Source organism: Ruegeria sp. AF8 (assembly GCF_056541825.1).
This window is the reverse complement of sequence record NZ_JBQFYW010000012.1, coordinates 40,507-55,481: the sequence shown is the minus strand read 5'-3', so window position 1 is coordinate 55,481 and position 14,975 is coordinate 40,507. Positions and strand designations below refer to the sequence as shown.

General features: G+C 61.7%; 18 protein-coding genes. 8 read left to right on the top strand and 10 right to left on the bottom strand.

The window, feature by feature from the left end:
• Window positions 1–3: 3 nt before the first annotated feature.
• From ACR0AO_RS17455 to ACR0AO_RS17435, 5 genes are all read right to left on the bottom strand, one after another.
• Window positions 4–1,458 carry an efflux RND transporter periplasmic adaptor subunit gene (locus ACR0AO_RS17455; protein WP_480606181.1) on the bottom strand — a complete coding sequence of 485 codons (1,455 nt, stop codon included), beginning with the start codon at window positions 1,456–1,458 and terminating at the stop codon, window positions 4–6.
• 107 nt (window positions 1,459–1,565) lie between these two features.
• A complete protein-coding gene (gene moaB, locus ACR0AO_RS17450; RefSeq protein ID WP_480606179.1) occupies window positions 1,566–2,108 on the bottom strand; it encodes a molybdenum cofactor biosynthesis protein B in 543 nt (180 codons plus the stop codon).
• Between the two features lie 4 nt (window positions 2,109–2,112).
• Entirely contained in the window at window positions 2,113–2,733 is a 621-nt protein-coding gene (locus ACR0AO_RS17445) for a LysE family translocator (protein ID WP_480606176.1), read from the bottom strand.
• The gene (locus tag ACR0AO_RS17440) at window positions 2,730–3,326 is read right to left on the bottom strand and encodes a metallophosphoesterase family protein (RefSeq protein WP_480606174.1); all 597 of its coding nucleotides are present in this window, start codon (window positions 3,324–3,326) and stop codon (window positions 2,730–2,732) included. Before ACR0AO_RS17440 ends, ACR0AO_RS17445 begins: the two co-directional genes overlap by 4 nt.
• On the bottom strand, window positions 3,323–4,090 hold the full coding sequence (locus tag ACR0AO_RS17435) for a uracil-DNA glycosylase (protein ID WP_480606457.1): 768 nt from the start codon (window positions 4,088–4,090) through the stop codon (window positions 3,323–3,325). Before ACR0AO_RS17435 ends, ACR0AO_RS17440 begins: the two co-directional genes overlap by 4 nt.
• Before the next feature lie 774 nt (window positions 4,091–4,864).
• Here ACR0AO_RS17435 and ACR0AO_RS17430 point away from each other — a divergent pair.
• The 8 genes from ACR0AO_RS17430 (at window position 4,865) to ACR0AO_RS17395 (ending at window position 10,320) form a co-directional block, all read left to right on the top strand.
• Window positions 4,865–5,800 (top strand): aspartate carbamoyltransferase catalytic subunit, encoded by a 936-nt coding sequence (locus ACR0AO_RS17430; RefSeq protein ID WP_480606172.1) that lies wholly within the window; start codon window positions 4,865–4,867, stop codon window positions 5,798–5,800.
• Window positions 5,797–6,321: a hypothetical protein gene (locus tag ACR0AO_RS17425; RefSeq protein ID WP_480606169.1), complete on the top strand. Its 525-nt coding sequence runs from the start codon at window positions 5,797–5,799 to the stop codon at window positions 6,319–6,321. Before ACR0AO_RS17430 ends, ACR0AO_RS17425 begins: the two co-directional genes overlap by 4 nt.
• Entirely contained in the window at window positions 6,306–6,695 is a 390-nt protein-coding gene (locus ACR0AO_RS17420; RefSeq protein WP_480606166.1) for a hypothetical protein, read from the top strand. Before ACR0AO_RS17425 ends, ACR0AO_RS17420 begins: the two co-directional genes overlap by 16 nt.
• Window positions 6,692–7,981, top strand: coding sequence for a dihydroorotase (gene pyrC, locus ACR0AO_RS17415; RefSeq protein ID WP_480606163.1), 1,290 nt, complete (start codon window positions 6,692–6,694; stop codon window positions 7,979–7,981). The genes ACR0AO_RS17420 and pyrC overlap by 4 nt, the downstream gene beginning before the upstream one ends.
• Window positions 7,981–8,586: a glycerol-3-phosphate 1-O-acyltransferase PlsY gene (gene plsY / locus ACR0AO_RS17410; protein WP_480606160.1), complete on the top strand. Its 606-nt coding sequence runs from the start codon at window positions 7,981–7,983 to the stop codon at window positions 8,584–8,586. The genes pyrC and plsY overlap by 1 nt, the downstream gene beginning before the upstream one ends.
• Window positions 8,583–8,852 (top strand): hypothetical protein, encoded by a 270-nt coding sequence (locus tag ACR0AO_RS17405; RefSeq protein ID WP_480606157.1) that lies wholly within the window; start codon window positions 8,583–8,585, stop codon window positions 8,850–8,852. The genes plsY and ACR0AO_RS17405 overlap by 4 nt, the downstream gene beginning before the upstream one ends.
• A 192-nt stretch (window positions 8,853–9,044) precedes the next feature.
• Window positions 9,045–9,521 (top strand): YHS domain-containing (seleno)protein, encoded by a 477-nt coding sequence (locus tag ACR0AO_RS17400; protein ID WP_480606155.1) that lies wholly within the window; start codon window positions 9,045–9,047, stop codon window positions 9,519–9,521.
• Window positions 9,522–9,732: 211 nt separating this feature from the next.
• Window positions 9,733–10,320, top strand: coding sequence for an outer membrane protein (locus ACR0AO_RS17395; protein ID WP_480606152.1), 588 nt, complete (start codon window positions 9,733–9,735; stop codon window positions 10,318–10,320).
• A 46-nt stretch (window positions 10,321–10,366) separates the two neighbouring features.
• Here ACR0AO_RS17395 and ACR0AO_RS17390 read toward each other — a convergent pair whose 3' ends face one another.
• From ACR0AO_RS17390 to ACR0AO_RS17370, 5 genes are all read right to left on the bottom strand, one after another.
• The gene (locus tag ACR0AO_RS17390; protein WP_480606149.1) at window positions 10,367–11,257 is read right to left on the bottom strand and encodes a DUF805 domain-containing protein; all 891 of its coding nucleotides are present in this window, start codon (window positions 11,255–11,257) and stop codon (window positions 10,367–10,369) included.
• Between the two features lie 220 nt (window positions 11,258–11,477).
• Window positions 11,478–12,848: a glutamate--cysteine ligase gene (locus ACR0AO_RS17385; protein WP_480606146.1), complete on the bottom strand. Its 1,371-nt coding sequence runs from the start codon at window positions 12,846–12,848 to the stop codon at window positions 11,478–11,480.
• A 68-nt stretch (window positions 12,849–12,916) separates the two neighbouring features.
• Complete coding sequence (locus ACR0AO_RS17380) at window positions 12,917–13,444, bottom strand: hypothetical protein (protein WP_480606143.1); 528 nt, start codon at window positions 13,442–13,444, stop codon at window positions 12,917–12,919.
• Window positions 13,441–14,247, bottom strand: a complete 807-nt coding sequence (locus ACR0AO_RS17375; protein WP_480606140.1) for a hypothetical protein — start codon at window positions 14,245–14,247, stop codon at window positions 13,441–13,443. Before ACR0AO_RS17375 ends, ACR0AO_RS17380 begins: the two co-directional genes overlap by 4 nt.
• Window positions 14,244–14,969 (bottom strand): 16S rRNA (uracil(1498)-N(3))-methyltransferase, encoded by a 726-nt coding sequence (locus ACR0AO_RS17370; RefSeq protein WP_480606137.1) that lies wholly within the window; start codon window positions 14,967–14,969, stop codon window positions 14,244–14,246. The genes ACR0AO_RS17375 and ACR0AO_RS17370 overlap by 4 nt, the downstream gene beginning before the upstream one ends.
• Window positions 14,970–14,975 lie beyond the last annotated feature (6 nt).

The following is a 14,975-nucleotide window of genomic DNA, read 5'->3' as shown; positions in this document are numbered from 1 at the left end:
CGCCTACCCCCCAAACCGGGCTTCGATGCGATGCACCAGCTGCGCGGGCACGCGGGCCTCTGCCAACTGGCTCAGAACGCGCGCCTTGTCGTCGGGTGTGAGGCCGTCATTGGCCTGGACCGCAGCGACCAGAAACGCGCGGCGCTCATCCGTCAGCTCGACCATACCGGGATCGAGTGCCGTGCTGGCCTCGGTCCGCAGAGGGCGCACGCGCACCCCGGTTCCCAGCAGAGGCGTTCTGCCGATGACGACCTCGCGCCCTTCCAGCCCCTCGCCGCGCAGGAGAACCTCGTCTCCCTGACGGCGCACGAGCTGCACCGGTAGCGCTTCAAGGCGTTCGTCGGTGCCAAGAACCAATACGGTGCCCGACGCGTCAAGCGCCGAGGCCGGCAGGCGGGCCACCTGATCGACCGGTTTTTCCTGAACCGAGACCGTCACGAAATCCCCGGGCTTGAAGCCCGGAGCCGCACCGAGGCGAGCAAAGATCAGGCGCCCTGTTTGCCCCTCGCCGGCCGAGCCGCTGTCGCGGCTGATCCACCCCGCGGACGTCAGATCGGTTCCGGTCACTTCCAAAGAGACCGTCACGGGGGCGTTGATCAGAGCGCCGTTTTCGTCAAGCAACCGCACATATTGCGCGGTCGACACCCGAAAGGCGACTTCCAGCGCGTATGGATCGACCAGTTCAGCCAGCTTTTCGTTGGCCGCCACCAGCCGCCCCTCGACCAGTGTCACACCGTTGAGCGTACCGTCATAGCGGGCACGGACGGTCAGATCTGCCAAATCGCGCTTTGCGGCATCCAACGCGATGCGGGCGCGGGCCAGTCGCGTTGCCGTCTGATCGACGCGGGCCTCAGCCTGCGCGACGGCAATCCGGCGGGCCAGCGTTGCCTGACGCGCCGACGCCGCTGCCAGTTCGGCAGTTTCCACCGCCGAGGCAGTGCCGACGCCGCGCTCTTCCAGATCGCGCTGGCGCTGGAGCGCGCGTTCGCGCAAAACGGATTGATCCGCCGTGGCTTTCAACTCGTCCTGGGCCAGCAACAGGGACCGTTCGGCGTCCCGCTCTTCGACCTGTGCATCCAAAAGATCGGATTCGGCCCGGTCCAGCGCCGATTGCGCATCTGCCGGGTCCAGTTCGACCAGTACCTGCCCTGCGATGACGGCGCCGCCTTCTTCGAAATTGTCCGAAAGCCAGACCACCCGGCCACCGGCAGCAGCCCGCAATTCAAGCCTGCGCCGGCTCTGCACTTCGCCGAAAACGTCCAGGTAAGGGGTCACGGTTTCCATTTCCGCCGTCCGGACGTTGACGGCAAAGATCCGTTCCCGGGACGGGGGCGCCTGTTTTTCCTTGTTGACGAAATCCTGCACCGCCCCGGTCACCAGTTGCGCGGCATAGATCAGCAGGGCCAGCGTCAGCGAGGCCAGAAATACCCCAACAAGGCTCTGCCGCAGGAATCGCATTGGTCACTGTGCTCCGGTCATTTCCAAATGCCCTCACAAGTAAGTAGCCGGACTATGAAAAATGCCAAGCCACAAAGCGGTTACAGGCAATGATACGTCCGACCAGTCTACTTCCGTCGCTGGTGTTCGTCCAATCGTGGCATGATCTCGACGAAATTGCAGGGCATTTGGCGATAGTCGAGCTGTTTTTCCAGTATCCCGTCCCAGGCATCCTTGCAGGCACCTGGGCTTCCTGGCAGAGCAAACAGATAGGTTCCGCCTGCGACGCCGCCGGTGGCGCGGGACTGTACGGCAGAGGTGCCAATCTTTTCCATCGAAATCATCGTGAAGACGGTGCCAAAGGCCTCGATCTCTTTTTCGTATACGTCCCTGTGCGCCTCGACCGTCACGTCTCGTCCGGTCAACCCGGTGCCGCCGGTCGAAATCACCACATCAACGCCGGGATCGGCGACCCAGGCGCGCAGTTGATCTGCGATCTCGGCGCGTTCGTCCTTCAGTATCCTGCGGTCGGCAACACGGTGCCCGGCCTTTTCGATGCGGTCGACCAATGTCTGGCCCGACCGGTCCTCATCGGCGGAACGGGTGTCCGAAACCGTGAGTACGGCGATGCGGACGGGAATGAACTCTTTGCTTTCGTCGATGCGGGACATCGGATCAGGACCTTTCCAGAAAAGCCAAACGCATGGCAAGCGCAGTGAACAGACATCCTGTAACCCAGCCCAAACCGCGGGATATCGCCGGGTTGCCGATCAGTTTGCGGCGCGCGGCACCGGCAAAAAGGCCAACCCCGGCATTTATGAAAAAGCCGCCGATCGCAAGGATCGCGCCGAAGACCAGAAACTGGGGCAGGATCGGCCCGGCTTGCGGGGTCACGAACTGAGGGATGAATGCAAGAACGAACAGGATGACCTTGGGGTTTGTGAGATTGATCAGCAAACCCTCGCGAAACGAGTGCTTGGCGCAGGGCGCAGCGACTTCCGGTGGAACGGCGCCTGATCGAATGGCTCCCCAGGCCAGAAACAGCAAATAGGCGACGCCGACCCAGCGAATGATATCAAACAGGACCGGTGCCGCTGAAACAACAGCCCCCAGACCAAGCCCCGCAAGCGTCACATGTACCATCGAACCGGTCGAGATACCGGCACTTGCAGCCGCCGCGGCGCGTGGACCTGACCGCAGGCCCTGCCCAAGGCAGAACATCATGTCTGCCCCGGGCGTCAGATTGAGGGCCAGCGCCGCGGGCACAAAGGCCCATAGAACATAAGGATCAATCATTTCAGGGAGAACCAGTTGATGGTGGGGCCCAGATTGGCAATTTCGGTGCGCCCCATTTTTCCCCTGACCCCCCAACTGTCGTGGATATGCCCGCAAAAGGCCAATGCGGGCTGGATGCGTTCGATCGCGTCGCGGACCGCGACCGATCCGACGGATACCCCTTGCGAGGTTTTGTCCCCGAGTCCCTTGGGCGGCGAGTGGGTGATCAGGATATCGGCATCGTTGCACCGGTCCAGCAACTCTGTCGCCTCGGCCTCAGTCAGATCACAGGACCAGTCGCCGAAAGGCGTAACCGGCACGCCGCAGCCAAGACCGAAGAGGCGCACGCCATCCACGGTCATCCCGTTCCCGTGCAGGACATGCGCGCCTTCCCGCGCCGCCTCTTTCAACTCTTCCGCACTTTCTGCGTTTCCCGGCACCAGAACGAGCGGCGCGGAAATCCTCGACAGCATTTCCATCGCCTCGTCCAGCCCATGACGCATGTTGCAATAATCCCCGGCGCCTATCACCAGATCGGCATCGCCGCTTGCAGCCACCAGATCGGCGGCGCGCGCCCGCGCCATATGAAGGTCAGAGAATGCAAGGATTTTCATGACGCCCCCTCAAGCCGGGCCTTGAGTTCCAGCAGGTCTGCCCAGGCCTGCCGTTTCATGGAAGGCTGCCGCAGTAGGTATGCCGGATGAAACATCGGAATGACCGGCAGGTTCAATGCCTGTTCCCACTGCCCCCTCAGCCGGGTGATACCACGTTTTCCCAGCACCGCCTGACAGCTGATATTGCCCATGAGAACCAGAACCTCGGGCTTGGCAAGGGCAACGTGTCGTTCAAGGAAAGGCTTCATCATGCCAATCTCTTCCGGCCTGGGGTCACGGTTCTGCGGCGGCCGCCACGGCAGGACATTGGTGATATAGACGTTTTGAGAACGATCCAGATCAATCGCTGCCAGCATCCGGTCCAGCAACTGCCCGGCGCGCCCGACAAAGGGTCGCCCTTCGCGATCCTCGTCTCGCCCCGGCGCTTCGCCAATGATCATCACGCGGGCACCGGGTGTCCCGTCGGCGAACACCAGTTGCCGGGCACCGCGTTTGAGCTCGCACAGATCGAACCCATCCATCGCGGCACGCAATTCGGGCAGGGAATTCGCCGCCTTCGCGGATCTTCCGGCTGCTTCGGAAGGGTCGGTTTTCTTAGCTTTTGCCGGTGAAACCGGAGCGGGCTCTGGTTTTTTCGGCTTTGGCGCATTGTCCGGCAAGGCGTACCGGTCCACTGGATGATCTCCGATGGCTTCGGTCGCACCCAATTCGATCTGCCATTCCAGCAGAGCGCGGGCGGTGTGATGATCCAGGGCCGATTCCATACCCATCAATCTAACCGCCTGAACGGAGAGGGAAAGCAAATTGCCCTTGTCAGCGCCCCGCCTTCGGCCAAACTATTCCTCTATCATGCTGTTCTGGCCGCGATTCCTTGTACTTGTTGCCGCTTTTGTTCTTTCAAGCGGCATTCCGGCATCTTCGGACGCCCTCAACCAATGCGCACCGGGAAAGCTGCAATGCGGCCGAACAAGTTGCTGTGGCCCGGCCCAGCGATGCAGCTGGGACGGCCACTGCATTCCCCTGGGTGGCACCTATTGCGGCGGCGGCCGGTCCTGTGGCCCGTTCGAAGACTGTGTCGCGGGCGGAACACGCTGCGCGCCCAAAGGACCCGGCAAGTGCACGTCGGGCCTGACCTGCGGACCGGGCATGATCTGCACGGCGAGCGGAAAATGCGTGCGCCACGACGAACCGGAACTTGAGGTCGCGCCCAAATCCGCCTGCAAGGATGGCCGGGTTTGCCCCGGCGGTTCGACCTGCCTTCCGAATGGCGGCTGTTCACGGCCGGGCTGGTTTCTATGCGCCGAAACCGGTTCGCAATGCCGGCCCGGTTTCAAGTGTTCGGCCCACCAGGGTTGCGTGCCCGTCCTTGCGGTCGATTGCGGCTATGGGAAATGGTGTAACCCGGGGTTTGCCTGCACCCCGGACGGCGGCTGCGAGAAACTGCCGCAAAAGGAAAACACGAAGGAACCCTAGATCATGTTGCCCGCCCGCCGTGTCCTTTCTATAAGCGGCCCGACTGTCAGACCGGAGTTCGGCCCATGCGTTTCGCCCATCGTCACCTTCTTGGCATCGAACAGCTTTCGCCCGCTGACATCACCGCCATCCTCGATCTGGCCGAGAAATACGTCGAGCTGAACCGACAACCGGCCAAACGCGCCGATGTGCTTGCAGGTCTCACCCAGATCAACATGTTCTTTGAAAACTCCACCCGCACGCAGGCCAGCTTCGAACTGGCGGGAAAGCGGCTGGGCGCGGATGTGATGAACATGGCGATGCAGGCCAGCTCGATCAAAAAGGGCGAAACGCTGATCGACACGGCAATGACGCTGAACGCCATGCATCCCGATCTGCTGGTGGTGCGCCATCCGCATTCCGGCGCGGTGGACCTGCTGTCGCAGAAGGTCAACTGCGCTGTTCTGAACGCAGGCGACGGACGGCACGAGCATCCGACGCAGGCGCTGCTCGATGCTTTGACCATCCGCCGCGCCAAGGGGCGGCTGCACCGGCTGAACGTGGCGATCTGCGGCGACATTGCCCATTCCCGCGTGGCCCGGTCGAACCTGATCCTGCTGGGCAAGATGGAAAACCGCATCCGCCTGATCGGCCCGCCGACACTGGTTCCCGCCCATTTCGCCGAATTCGGGGCCGAAGTGTATGACGACATGCGTGAAGGCCTTCAGGATGTGGACGTCGTGATGATGCTGCGGCTTCAGAAAGAGCGGATGGATGGCGGGTTCATCCCATCAGAGAGAGAGTACTATCACCGCTACGGCCTTGATGTCGAAAAACTCTCGCTCGCGAAACCGGACGCCATCGTGATGCATCCAGGCCCGATGAATCGGGGAGTCGAGATCGACGGCACTCTGGCCGACGACATCAACCGATCGGTCATTCAGGAACAGGTGGAGATGGGCGTCGCCGTGCGCATGGCCGCAATGGAACTGCTGGCCCGCAATCTGGACGAGGCCGCATGACCGGATTGTCCGTCATCCCCGGCGAACGCGGTGTTCTGCGCCTGTTCACGCTGGACATGCGCCCGGAAGAGGCAAAGTTCCTGCGTGAGCCGGGCGCTGCGGCGCAGGTTCTGGGGATCGGCGAAATGGATCATACGCAGGTCGAGGTGTTTCCGGTCTCGGATCTGGAGGATCTGGGCCTCTCCGGCTATCTGACCGAAGGTTGCGGCATCGCCCAGGATCAGCTTGACCCGGAAATGCTCGATGCCATCACGGGCTGGGTCATGGTCGTGCGCAGCAAGGCGTTCGGCGGGCGCGCCGTGACATTGCAGCCCGATCCTCGCGTCAGACTTGCGGGTCTCTACACTGAAGAGACGACAAGCTGGACCGGGCCTCGCATCGAAACGGAAAGCGCCAGACCATATTCGGCCCCCCGCGTCGCACCCCGTCAGGCCCGTTCCCAGGCCCGGCGGATCGGATTTGCGCTGTTCGCCGTGATCATGGCGCTCATTATCGGAGGTGTTCTGTGGCTGGTGATGTGATCCGCTTTCCCGCCGACAAACAAGCCTATATCCGCACCAATGCGTGGCTGGCCGCCTTTGCAATGGCTGTGGCGATGGCGGTGCTTTGGTTGATCGGAAACCCCTATGTCTGGACCGGCGCGCCGGCCGGACTTGCCGCAATCGTCGTGCGCGCCTGGTATCTGGCCTCCGAGGAACTGGCCGCCATCTGGGAAATCCGGGACGGTGCCCTCGTCGGACCCGGCCAGCGCAGGGTGCCGCTCAACCAGATCGAAACCGTGCGCACCATGGGAAGCTTCGTTCAGATCATCACCCGAAACGGCGACAAGCATCTGATCAAATATCAATCAGACCCAATAGCCACCAAGGCCGTCATCGAAAGGGCGATGCTATGAGCGAGATACTCTTTACCAATGCCCGGCTGATCGACCCCGAGGCGGGAACCGACACGATCGGTTGGCTGCGCGTCGCCGAAGGACGCATCGCTGGGCATGGCGAAGGCAGCCCGCCCAGGCTGGATGAGCCGCACGGTGAGCGCATCGACTGCGGCGGCAAATGCCTCGCCCCCGGTATCGTCGATATCGGCGTCAAGGTCTGCGAACCGGGGGAGCGGCACAAGGAAAGCTACAGGTCCGCCGGCCAGGCGGCGGCGGCGGGCGGTGTGACCACGATCGTCACACGCCCGGACACGACGCCCGCCATCGACACGCCGGAGACGCTGGAATTCGTCACCCGCCGGGCGCAGGCTGACACGCCGGTGAATGTCCTGCCCATGGCGGCGCTGACCAAGGGGCGCGAGGGCCGTGAGATGACCGAGATCGGGTTTTTGCTCGACGCGGGTGCCGTGGCCTTTACCGATTGCGACCATGTGATCGTCAATACCAAGGTCTTTTCACGCGCCCTGACCTATGCCCGTTCCTGTGGCGCCCTGGTTATCGCCCATCCGCAGGAACCGGGCCTGAGCAATGGCGCCGCCGCGACCAGCGGCAAGTTCGCCACGCTTTATGGCCTGCCCTCGGTCTCGCCGATGGCGGAACGCATGGGACTGGACCGCGACATTGCCCTGCTGGAGATGACCGGGGCGGCCTATCATGCCGACCAGATCACCACCGCCCGCGCCCTGCCCGCGCTGGAACGGGCCAAGCGCAACGGGCTGGACATCACCGCCGGAACCTCGATCCATCATCTGACCCTGAACGAGCTGGACGTGGCCGACTATCGCACCTTCTTCAAGGTCAAGCCGCCGCTGCGCTCGGAAGACGACAGGCAGGCGGTGATCGAGGCGGTGCGGACCGGCCTGATAGACATCATCAGTTCGATGCACACACCGCAGGACGAGGAAAGCAAGCGCCTTCCCTTAGAAGAGGCCGCCTCGGGCGCGGTGGCGCTGGAAACCCTGTTGCCCGCGGCCTTGCGCCTTTATCATTCCGAACAGCTGAACCTGCCGACCCTGTTCCGCGCCATGGCGCTGAATCCGGCAAAGCGGTTGGGGCTGGACTGCGGGCGGCTGTCCGCGGGGGCACCCGCCGATCTGGTACTGTTCGACCCTGATGTGCCTTTCGTGCTGGACCGGTTCACCCTGAAGTCGAAATCGCAGAACACGCCGTTTGACGGCCAGCGTTTGCAAGGTAGGGTGACAGCGACGTATATCGCAGGCAAAGAAATATTCCGGAGAATGTGATGCCGCCCATCGAAAGCTCGATGCTCCAAATTCTGATCTGGGGCCTGATCGGATATGGTTTGGGGTCCATTCCGTTCGGCATGATCGTGGCCCGGCTCATGGGTTTGGGAAACCTGCGCCAGATCGGATCGGGTAATATCGGCGCAACCAATGTTCTGCGCACCGGCAACAAGGCGGCGGCGGCCCTGACGTTGCTGTTCGATGCCGGAAAAGGTGCGGTGGCGGTTCTGCTTGCCCGGGCCCTTGCGGGCGAGGACGCGGTGCAACTGGCCGCCCTGGGCGCGCTTGTCGGGCATTGCTTCCCGGTCTGGCTTGGCTTCAGAGGCGGCAAGGGGGTGGCGACCTTTCTGGGAATATGGCTTGCGCTCGCATGGCCCGTGGGAATTGCCTGCTGTCTGACCTGGCTTGCGGCTGCGGTCATAACACGGATTTCGTCGATGGGTGCCCTTGCGGCGGCGGCTTCGTCAACGGTGTGGGTGCTGATCCTAGATCATGGCGCGGCCTTTTTGCTGGGTGTTCTTCTTACTCTTCTGGTCTTTTGGCGTCACTCCGCGAATATCGCCCGTATCAAGGCCGGAACCGAGCCGAAGATCGGGCGCTCTTGAAAGCACCGGAAACTTTTCTGCACGCCTTCTTTGCCTTGCCGTCAGGTACCTTTCACGGGCATTTTCGGGACCGCAGCTATGTGGCGAGCCGGACCGAAATGGCCGGAAAACGATCCCACAAGCTGGTGGCACACGAGCTTGGAGGCACCGATTATATCAGCCTGAACCTGTATCTGTTGTCAGATGGCACCGCCTTGCTGCGTCCCTGCGAAATGCCGCCCGCCAAGGTTGTGGATTTCGTGACGGGTCTGCGCCCCAAGCGGTGACCACGCAACTTTGTCCGCGGTTTGCGCACAGTCACCTTTCGCTGCCGCACATACACAATTGATTGTTTTGAACGTGAGCGGCGCATGCCCCAACTCGGGAGTTGTGCCGCAGATTTCGCGGCATCATTTATCTAAAACTGCTGGCTGGGCGCAATTTCGGCGGATCGGTTGGTGCTGTGAAAAGGTAGAACCATGAACAAGATCAAAACAATCCTGAGCGGTGTAGCTCTGTCCGTCGCACTGGCAAGTTCGACGCTGGCGGCGGGCGTGGAAATCAACGCATCCTCTACCGGTCTGGCAATGCAGGGTTATGACCCGGTGGCCTATTTCACCGAAGGCGAAGCGACCAAGGGTAGCTACAAGATCACCACGTTGCACAACGAGGCGCTGTACCGCTTTGCGTCGGAAGAGAACAAAGCCGCATTCGAGGCCAATCCGGAAGCGTACCTGCCCGCTTATGGCGGCTATTGCGCCTTCGGTACCGCGATGGGCTTCAAGTTCGACGGCGACCCGAATTACTGGAAAATCGTCGACAACAAGCTTTACCTGAACCTGTCGCAGGACATTCAGGAACGCTGGGAAGGCGATATCCCCGGCTTTGTCGAAAAAGCCAGCGCCAACTGGGAAGATATCGCCGACAAAGACCCGGCGGCATTGCAGCAGCAATAATTCGCCGAACCCACCGGATATTCGGCGGCGGATCTTTCCGCCGCCGTTTTGCTGTTTGCACCCTATGATTGAGATCGCTAGTCTATGGGTTGCGCAAGAGTTCAGCATCAATGGACCTGAAGGGTCGGTACGACCCGCATTGCACATTGCTCGTTCGGAATAAGTGGGAACCGATGATCCGTTTTGCGGATCGTTATGTACCGGGTTGCACATGCATCGCCTTATGTGCGCCCAACGCAATGGATTTGAACGAAAGGACAATGAGATGACAAGAATATTGGCACTTGTATCCGCTTTCGCAATTTTGAGTACAGGGCCCGCAATGGCGCAGTCCTCCGGCGATTGGAGCGGATTTTATGCGGGGGCACAGATCGGGTATGCCGACATTGACACCAGTGCTTCCGGCGTCGACGGCGACGGAGTCATTGGCGGCATCATCCTTGGATATGACCACGATTTCGGCACCTGGGTTGCGGGTGCCGGGTTTGATTACGACTGGACGGATGTCAATTTGCCCGGCGCCGCCACGGTCGAGGATATCTGGCGTCTGAAGGCGCGCGCGGGCTACAAGGTCAGCCCTGACGGCCTTTTGTACGGTGTCGCAGGCTATGCCGAAGCGGGGACTGACAACTTTGGAAGCGATGACGGCTGGTTCATCGGAGCCGGCTATGAACAGATCATCGTGCCGAATATCAGTCTGGCCGGCGAGTTGCTGTATCACGAGTTCGACGATTTCAACTCGACCGGCGTCGACGTTGACGCAACCACGATCCAGATTCGCCTGGCCTACCGGTTCTGACCGCGCCAGGGCCGCACCCCATGATCCCGGCGGTGCGGCCGTTGCCTCATTCAGGCTCGCGGCCAAGCACGCGACGCTGGTACAGTTCCTGGATTTCAATCTTGCGCGCAACCTCCATCGCCTTTTTCTCCTCATCGGATTTTTCAAAGAGCACCGCATACGCAGCCAGCGGATTGTCCCCATCGGCGGTCTTGAGCTTCGACACGCCGGGGCCGGTGGCGAAGCCATAGCTGTTTTCGCCCCGTGATGACGGCAACAACAGGAAGATCAGATAAAGCGCCATCGCCACGAACGGACCGAGAATCAGGATTGACGAAATCGCCAGTGCGGCAAACGCGGTCTGCGGCTCGGTTGCGATGCTCTGCTGCAAATTGGCGGCGCCGGCGGCCAAATCCGGTTTCTGCAAACCGGCGGTGCTCTGCGCCCAAAGTTGCCCCCAATCGACGACGTTCAAGGCTTGCGCGGTGCTGAAAACCCCCTCCCAGATCGTATCCGGCGACAGGTTGGAATATCCGATGGACGCCACGCCGACGATTGCGGCAAGTGCCAATACACTCGCTGTGCTGTCACCGGACTCCGTCAGCGCCGCCGAGGCAATCCCAAACGCCGCCATCGTACTGAGAAACAACGCCGTATAGGGGAGCATCGCCCAGCGGGCGCTGCGACCGCTGTCATGAAGCCGCCTTACCGTAACCGAAAAACGTGGCACCAGCGTCAGCACAAACAACAGCAAAGACGTGTAGGACAGCGGGTTGAGTGACGGTCTTTGACGTGAGAGCAGATCATCCCATATGCCGGTCACATCCAGATAAAACGAGCCAAGCAAAGCCGCCCAGATTACCGGCATGATCCACCAGAACTCGGCCCGTGTCGCACGCCCGGAGAAATCGGCAAACTTGAAAAAGAAGTTTTCCAATGCAGTCGGAAATCCAATCATCACGTCACCCAATAACTTTCAAGCAATTGAGTGGCTTGGGATGAAGGCCAAATTGTGGCGCCAACCGGGATTATCAACCAAGGGCAGATTTCGTCAGGGCAATTTCTTGCCTTTTCAGGGGCGCAAGATAGGTGCGCCCCCTGACGAGCCGGTCGGAGGGGTGGAACACCGGTGTCGGCGGAATGATCCAATGGCCGGTCCGGGCGCTTCGCCCGGTGCGTCAATAGCTGAACGAGCCGTAAATACGTGTCAGATCTCCGTCCCAGTCGCCGTGGTAATGAGCGAGCAACTCGTCAGCGGGAACTTGTCCGGTTTCTATACTGTCTTTCAGCGCATTGAGAAAATGGGTTTCATCCGGCACCAATCCCCCGGCGCCGGGGCAGGCGCGGGCTTTGAGGCCAGCTTCGGAAATCGCCACGACTTCACGGGCCAGATCGTGCATATTGATGCTGCCCACCTGCGCTTGCAGGCCGTCTTTGCTTGCGCCGATCCGCAGCGCTTCGCGGGTCTCGGCGTCCCAGCCCCTGACCAGATCCCAGGCCGCGTCCAGCGACGACTGGTCATAGGTCAGACCGACCCAGAACGCCGGCAGCGCGCACAGACGCCGCCACGGCCCACCATCGGCGCCGCGCATTTCGATGAATTTCTTGATCCGCGCCTCGGGGAACAGGGTGGTGAGATGATCCGCCCAGTCGGACAATGTCGGCGTCTCGCCCGGCAGCGCAGGCAACTCGCCTTTCAGGAAATCACGGAAGGACTGGCCCAGCGCGTTGATATATTTGCCATCTCGATAGACGAAATACATGGGCACATCGAGCGCGTATTCGACCCACCGTTCGAACCCGAACCCGTCTTCGAATACGAAAGGCACCATGCCGGTCCGGTCGTCATCAAGGTGGCGCCAGACCAGACCGCGGGTCGATTTCACGCCGTTGGGCTTACCATCCAGAAACGGCGAATTGGCAAACAGCGCGTTGGCCACCGGCTGCAACGCAATGGCCACGCGCAGTTTCTGAACCATATCCGCCTCGGAAGCGAAATCGAGATTGACCTGAACCGTGCAGGTCCGCCGCATCATCGTCCGGCCCATGGTGCCGACTTTTTGCATATAGCCGTCCATCAGCTTGTAACGGCCCTTGGGCATCAGCGGCATATCCTCGTGCCGCCAGATCGGGGCGGCGCCAAGACCGATGAAGCCCACTCCGATCTTGTCGGCGATATCCTTGACGTCACGCAGATGCGCGTTCACCTCGTCGCAGGTTTCGTGAATCGTCTCGAGCGGCGCACCGCTCAGCTCCAGTTGCCCGCCCGGTTCCAGCGAAACATTGGCGCCGTCCTTTTGCAACCCGATCAGCTTGCCGCCCTCCTCCAGTGGCGCCCAGCCATGCAGGTCGCGCAACCCCTCAAGCACGGCGACAATCGAGCGTTCGCCCTCATAAGGCAGCGGCTTGAACGTATCTTTGCAAAACCCGAACTTTTCATGTTCGGTTCCGATACGCCAATCCTCTTTGGGCTTGCATCCGTCCGCCAGATATTCGGCCAGTTGTTCATGGCGTTCGATCGGTCCGCCGCCGGACTGAGGGATAGACATGGGCCGTGCTCCGAAGCTGGGTCTCTAGAATTCGTAGGCGGCAGTCCTGAGGGTAAATGGCTGCGGTGTCAATGCAGCCGCAGCCCCCGAGGCCGTGAAGGGTGTCGCTCCCAGATCACGACCGGGTGAACGGCACCGCCGGAAAGCTCCGACAGCATCTGTTCGGTCCTCAGACCAGGAAGGGACGAGAAGACGTCGAAAAGCGCTTCGGCCCCTTCGGCATTGACAGGGATATGCAAACTGGGCTGCCCCGGCTGTTCCAGCACCCAATGCGCCGGTCTGGCAGTGGGATCGAGCGCCAGACGCTCCATCTCGCGCGCGGCGACGACGCCGCCGGTCAGCGGCCCCAGATAGGTGATCTGGCCCTCGTCGACCGAAACAACGCCCGGCCCGCCCGCACCGGTACGAAACCGCCCCCGTTGCACGCCGATCACCGCCAGAGCGGCAGACACGACGATCAGCACCCAGCCAAGCCACCCCAACAACCCGCCCGGTCCGCCGATCCAGCTCAGGCCGACCAGCAACACCGCAACGGCAACCAGAATTTCGCGCCACCGCCACAAGGCGGCCTTGGCTTGGGGTCGGATAAAACTCATGCCTCTGGCCTCTCCTGGACACCGCTGTAGGGCGCGTCGATCGCTTCATAGGTCATGTCAGAGAAATCGTGTTTCTGAACCCGTTCTTCAAGGCCACCACCATCGACCGGCCGCGCCTGGTACAGCGCGCCGTTTGCAGCCCATTGAATTCGGCCCATCCACAGATCGGCCCATTCCCATTCCGGCAAATCGATGACCGGCCCGCCGTCAGGTCCAACCAACGCATAGCAACTGGAAATCAGCGCCCGGTTTTTCTGTCCAATGTTAAACCCGCACTGCAATGTCCAACCGTTCGCCAGCGGTTTGTGCAAAAGCTTTTCATACCGATCACCACCGGCATGCACCCATCCGCGCTGTCGCATCCGCTCGGCCACCAGATCACCCATGTGGAACCCGTCGGTGGAATGCGGAAACGCATCTGTCGCGGCGGGCCTAAGACCGTCCGGCAAGTCGCCTGGGGCCTCCGCCCCGTTCAGCCACAGCGCGCCGGTTTCCGTAAACGCCCCTCCGCCATGCCAGCTGTGCGACTGAGGCCAAAACGACACCGCACGCAACCACGGCGTACGCGACACGGCGGTCCAGCACCGGCCTCCGCGACCGGCGAAATAGACCAGATGCCGCCCGTCCGGCGAGATGTCCGAGCGGTATTCGTGGATGCGGCCGTTCAGCCATTGGCCGGGTTCGAAACTGTCCCGTGTCCGGTCCCAGAGAATGGCCGCAACCTGATCGCTTGGCCCCCGGCGCAAGACCACAGCCCGATCCGATTGAAGCGCCGTCAGTACATGCAGGCGGGGCGCGGTCACGCCCAGTCTCCCAGCGCCTGCTGCCACAGCGTCATCGCTGCCACCGCCGCCGTGTCTGCGCGCAGGATGCGAGGACCAAGGCTGACCACATGGGCAATCGGCAATCCGGTCAGGCGGGCGCGTTCGCGGTCGGAAAAGCCGCCTTCGGGGCCGATGAGAATCGCCCAGGGCTGTCCTTTCTCGCTTTCGGCCAGGCGCAGGGCCGAACCGACCTCAGCCTCATCGCAGAACATCAACTGGCGGATCTGCGGCCATTGATCCAGCAGCCGGTCCAGTTTTTGCAGGTCGCTGACTTCGGGCACAAAAGTGCCGCCACACTGTTCGGCGGCCTCGACCGCATGGGCCTGCAGCCGGTCCTGCCGGATGCGCTCGGAATTGGTAAAGTCGGTCTGAACCGGGATAATCCGCGCCGCGCCCATCTCGGCGGCCTTTTCCACAATGAAATCGGTGCGGGCCTTTTTGATGGGCGCAAACAGCAGCCACAGATCCGGCGGCATCCGCAACGGGCGTGTCTGCCGAACGCATTGCAACACGCCGCCCTTCTTGCCGGCCTCGGCGACCTCGGCCAGCCACTCGCCATCCTGCCCGTTGAACAGGGCCACGGGCGCACCTGCGGCAAGCCGCATTACGCCGAACAGGTAATGTGCCTGCTCGCGCGTCAAAGGAACCGATTGCCCCACACCCAACGGGTGCTCTACATACAGCCTGATCTTCGCACTCATGAGACC

Excerpts from the sequence above, each read along its gene's own strand:
- ACR0AO_RS17390 (WP_480606149.1), bottom strand. The coding sequence starts at position 11,257 with ATGATTGGATTTCCGACTGCATTGGAAAACTTCTTTTTCAAGTTTGCC.
- ACR0AO_RS17430 (WP_480606172.1), top strand. The coding sequence starts at position 4,865 with ATGCGTTTCGCCCATCGTCACCTTCTTGGCATCGAACAGCTTTCGCCC.
- moaB (WP_480606179.1), bottom strand. The coding sequence starts at position 2,108 with ATGTCCCGCATCGACGAAAGCAAAGAGTTCATTCCCGTCCGCATCGCC.
- ACR0AO_RS17395 (WP_480606152.1), top strand. The coding sequence starts at position 9,733 with ATGCATCGCCTTATGTGCGCCCAACGCAATGGATTTGAACGAAAGGAC.
- pyrC (WP_480606163.1), top strand. The coding sequence starts at position 6,692 with ATGAGCGAGATACTCTTTACCAATGCCCGGCTGATCGACCCCGAGGCG.
- ACR0AO_RS17445 (WP_480606176.1), bottom strand. The coding sequence starts at position 2,733 with ATGATTGATCCTTATGTTCTATGGGCCTTTGTGCCCGCGGCGCTGGCC.
- plsY (WP_480606160.1), top strand. The coding sequence starts at position 7,981 with ATGCCGCCCATCGAAAGCTCGATGCTCCAAATTCTGATCTGGGGCCTG.
- ACR0AO_RS17435 (WP_480606457.1), bottom strand. The coding sequence starts at position 4,090 with ATGGAATCGGCCCTGGATCATCACACCGCCCGCGCTCTGCTGGAATGG.
- ACR0AO_RS17440 (WP_480606174.1), bottom strand. The coding sequence starts at position 3,326 with ATGAAAATCCTTGCATTCTCTGACCTTCATATGGCGCGGGCGCGCGCC.
- ACR0AO_RS17425 (WP_480606169.1), top strand. The coding sequence starts at position 5,797 with ATGACCGGATTGTCCGTCATCCCCGGCGAACGCGGTGTTCTGCGCCTG.
- ACR0AO_RS17455 (WP_480606181.1), bottom strand. The coding sequence starts at position 1,458 with ATGCGATTCCTGCGGCAGAGCCTTGTTGGGGTATTTCTGGCCTCGCTG.
- ACR0AO_RS17380 (WP_480606143.1), bottom strand. The coding sequence starts at position 13,444 with ATGAGTTTTATCCGACCCCAAGCCAAGGCCGCCTTGTGGCGGTGGCGC.
- ACR0AO_RS17370 (WP_480606137.1), bottom strand. The coding sequence starts at position 14,969 with ATGAGTGCGAAGATCAGGCTGTATGTAGAGCACCCGTTGGGTGTGGGG.
- ACR0AO_RS17400 (WP_480606155.1), top strand. The coding sequence starts at position 9,045 with ATGAACAAGATCAAAACAATCCTGAGCGGTGTAGCTCTGTCCGTCGCA.
- ACR0AO_RS17385 (WP_480606146.1), bottom strand. The coding sequence starts at position 12,848 with ATGTCTATCCCTCAGTCCGGCGGCGGACCGATCGAACGCCATGAACAA.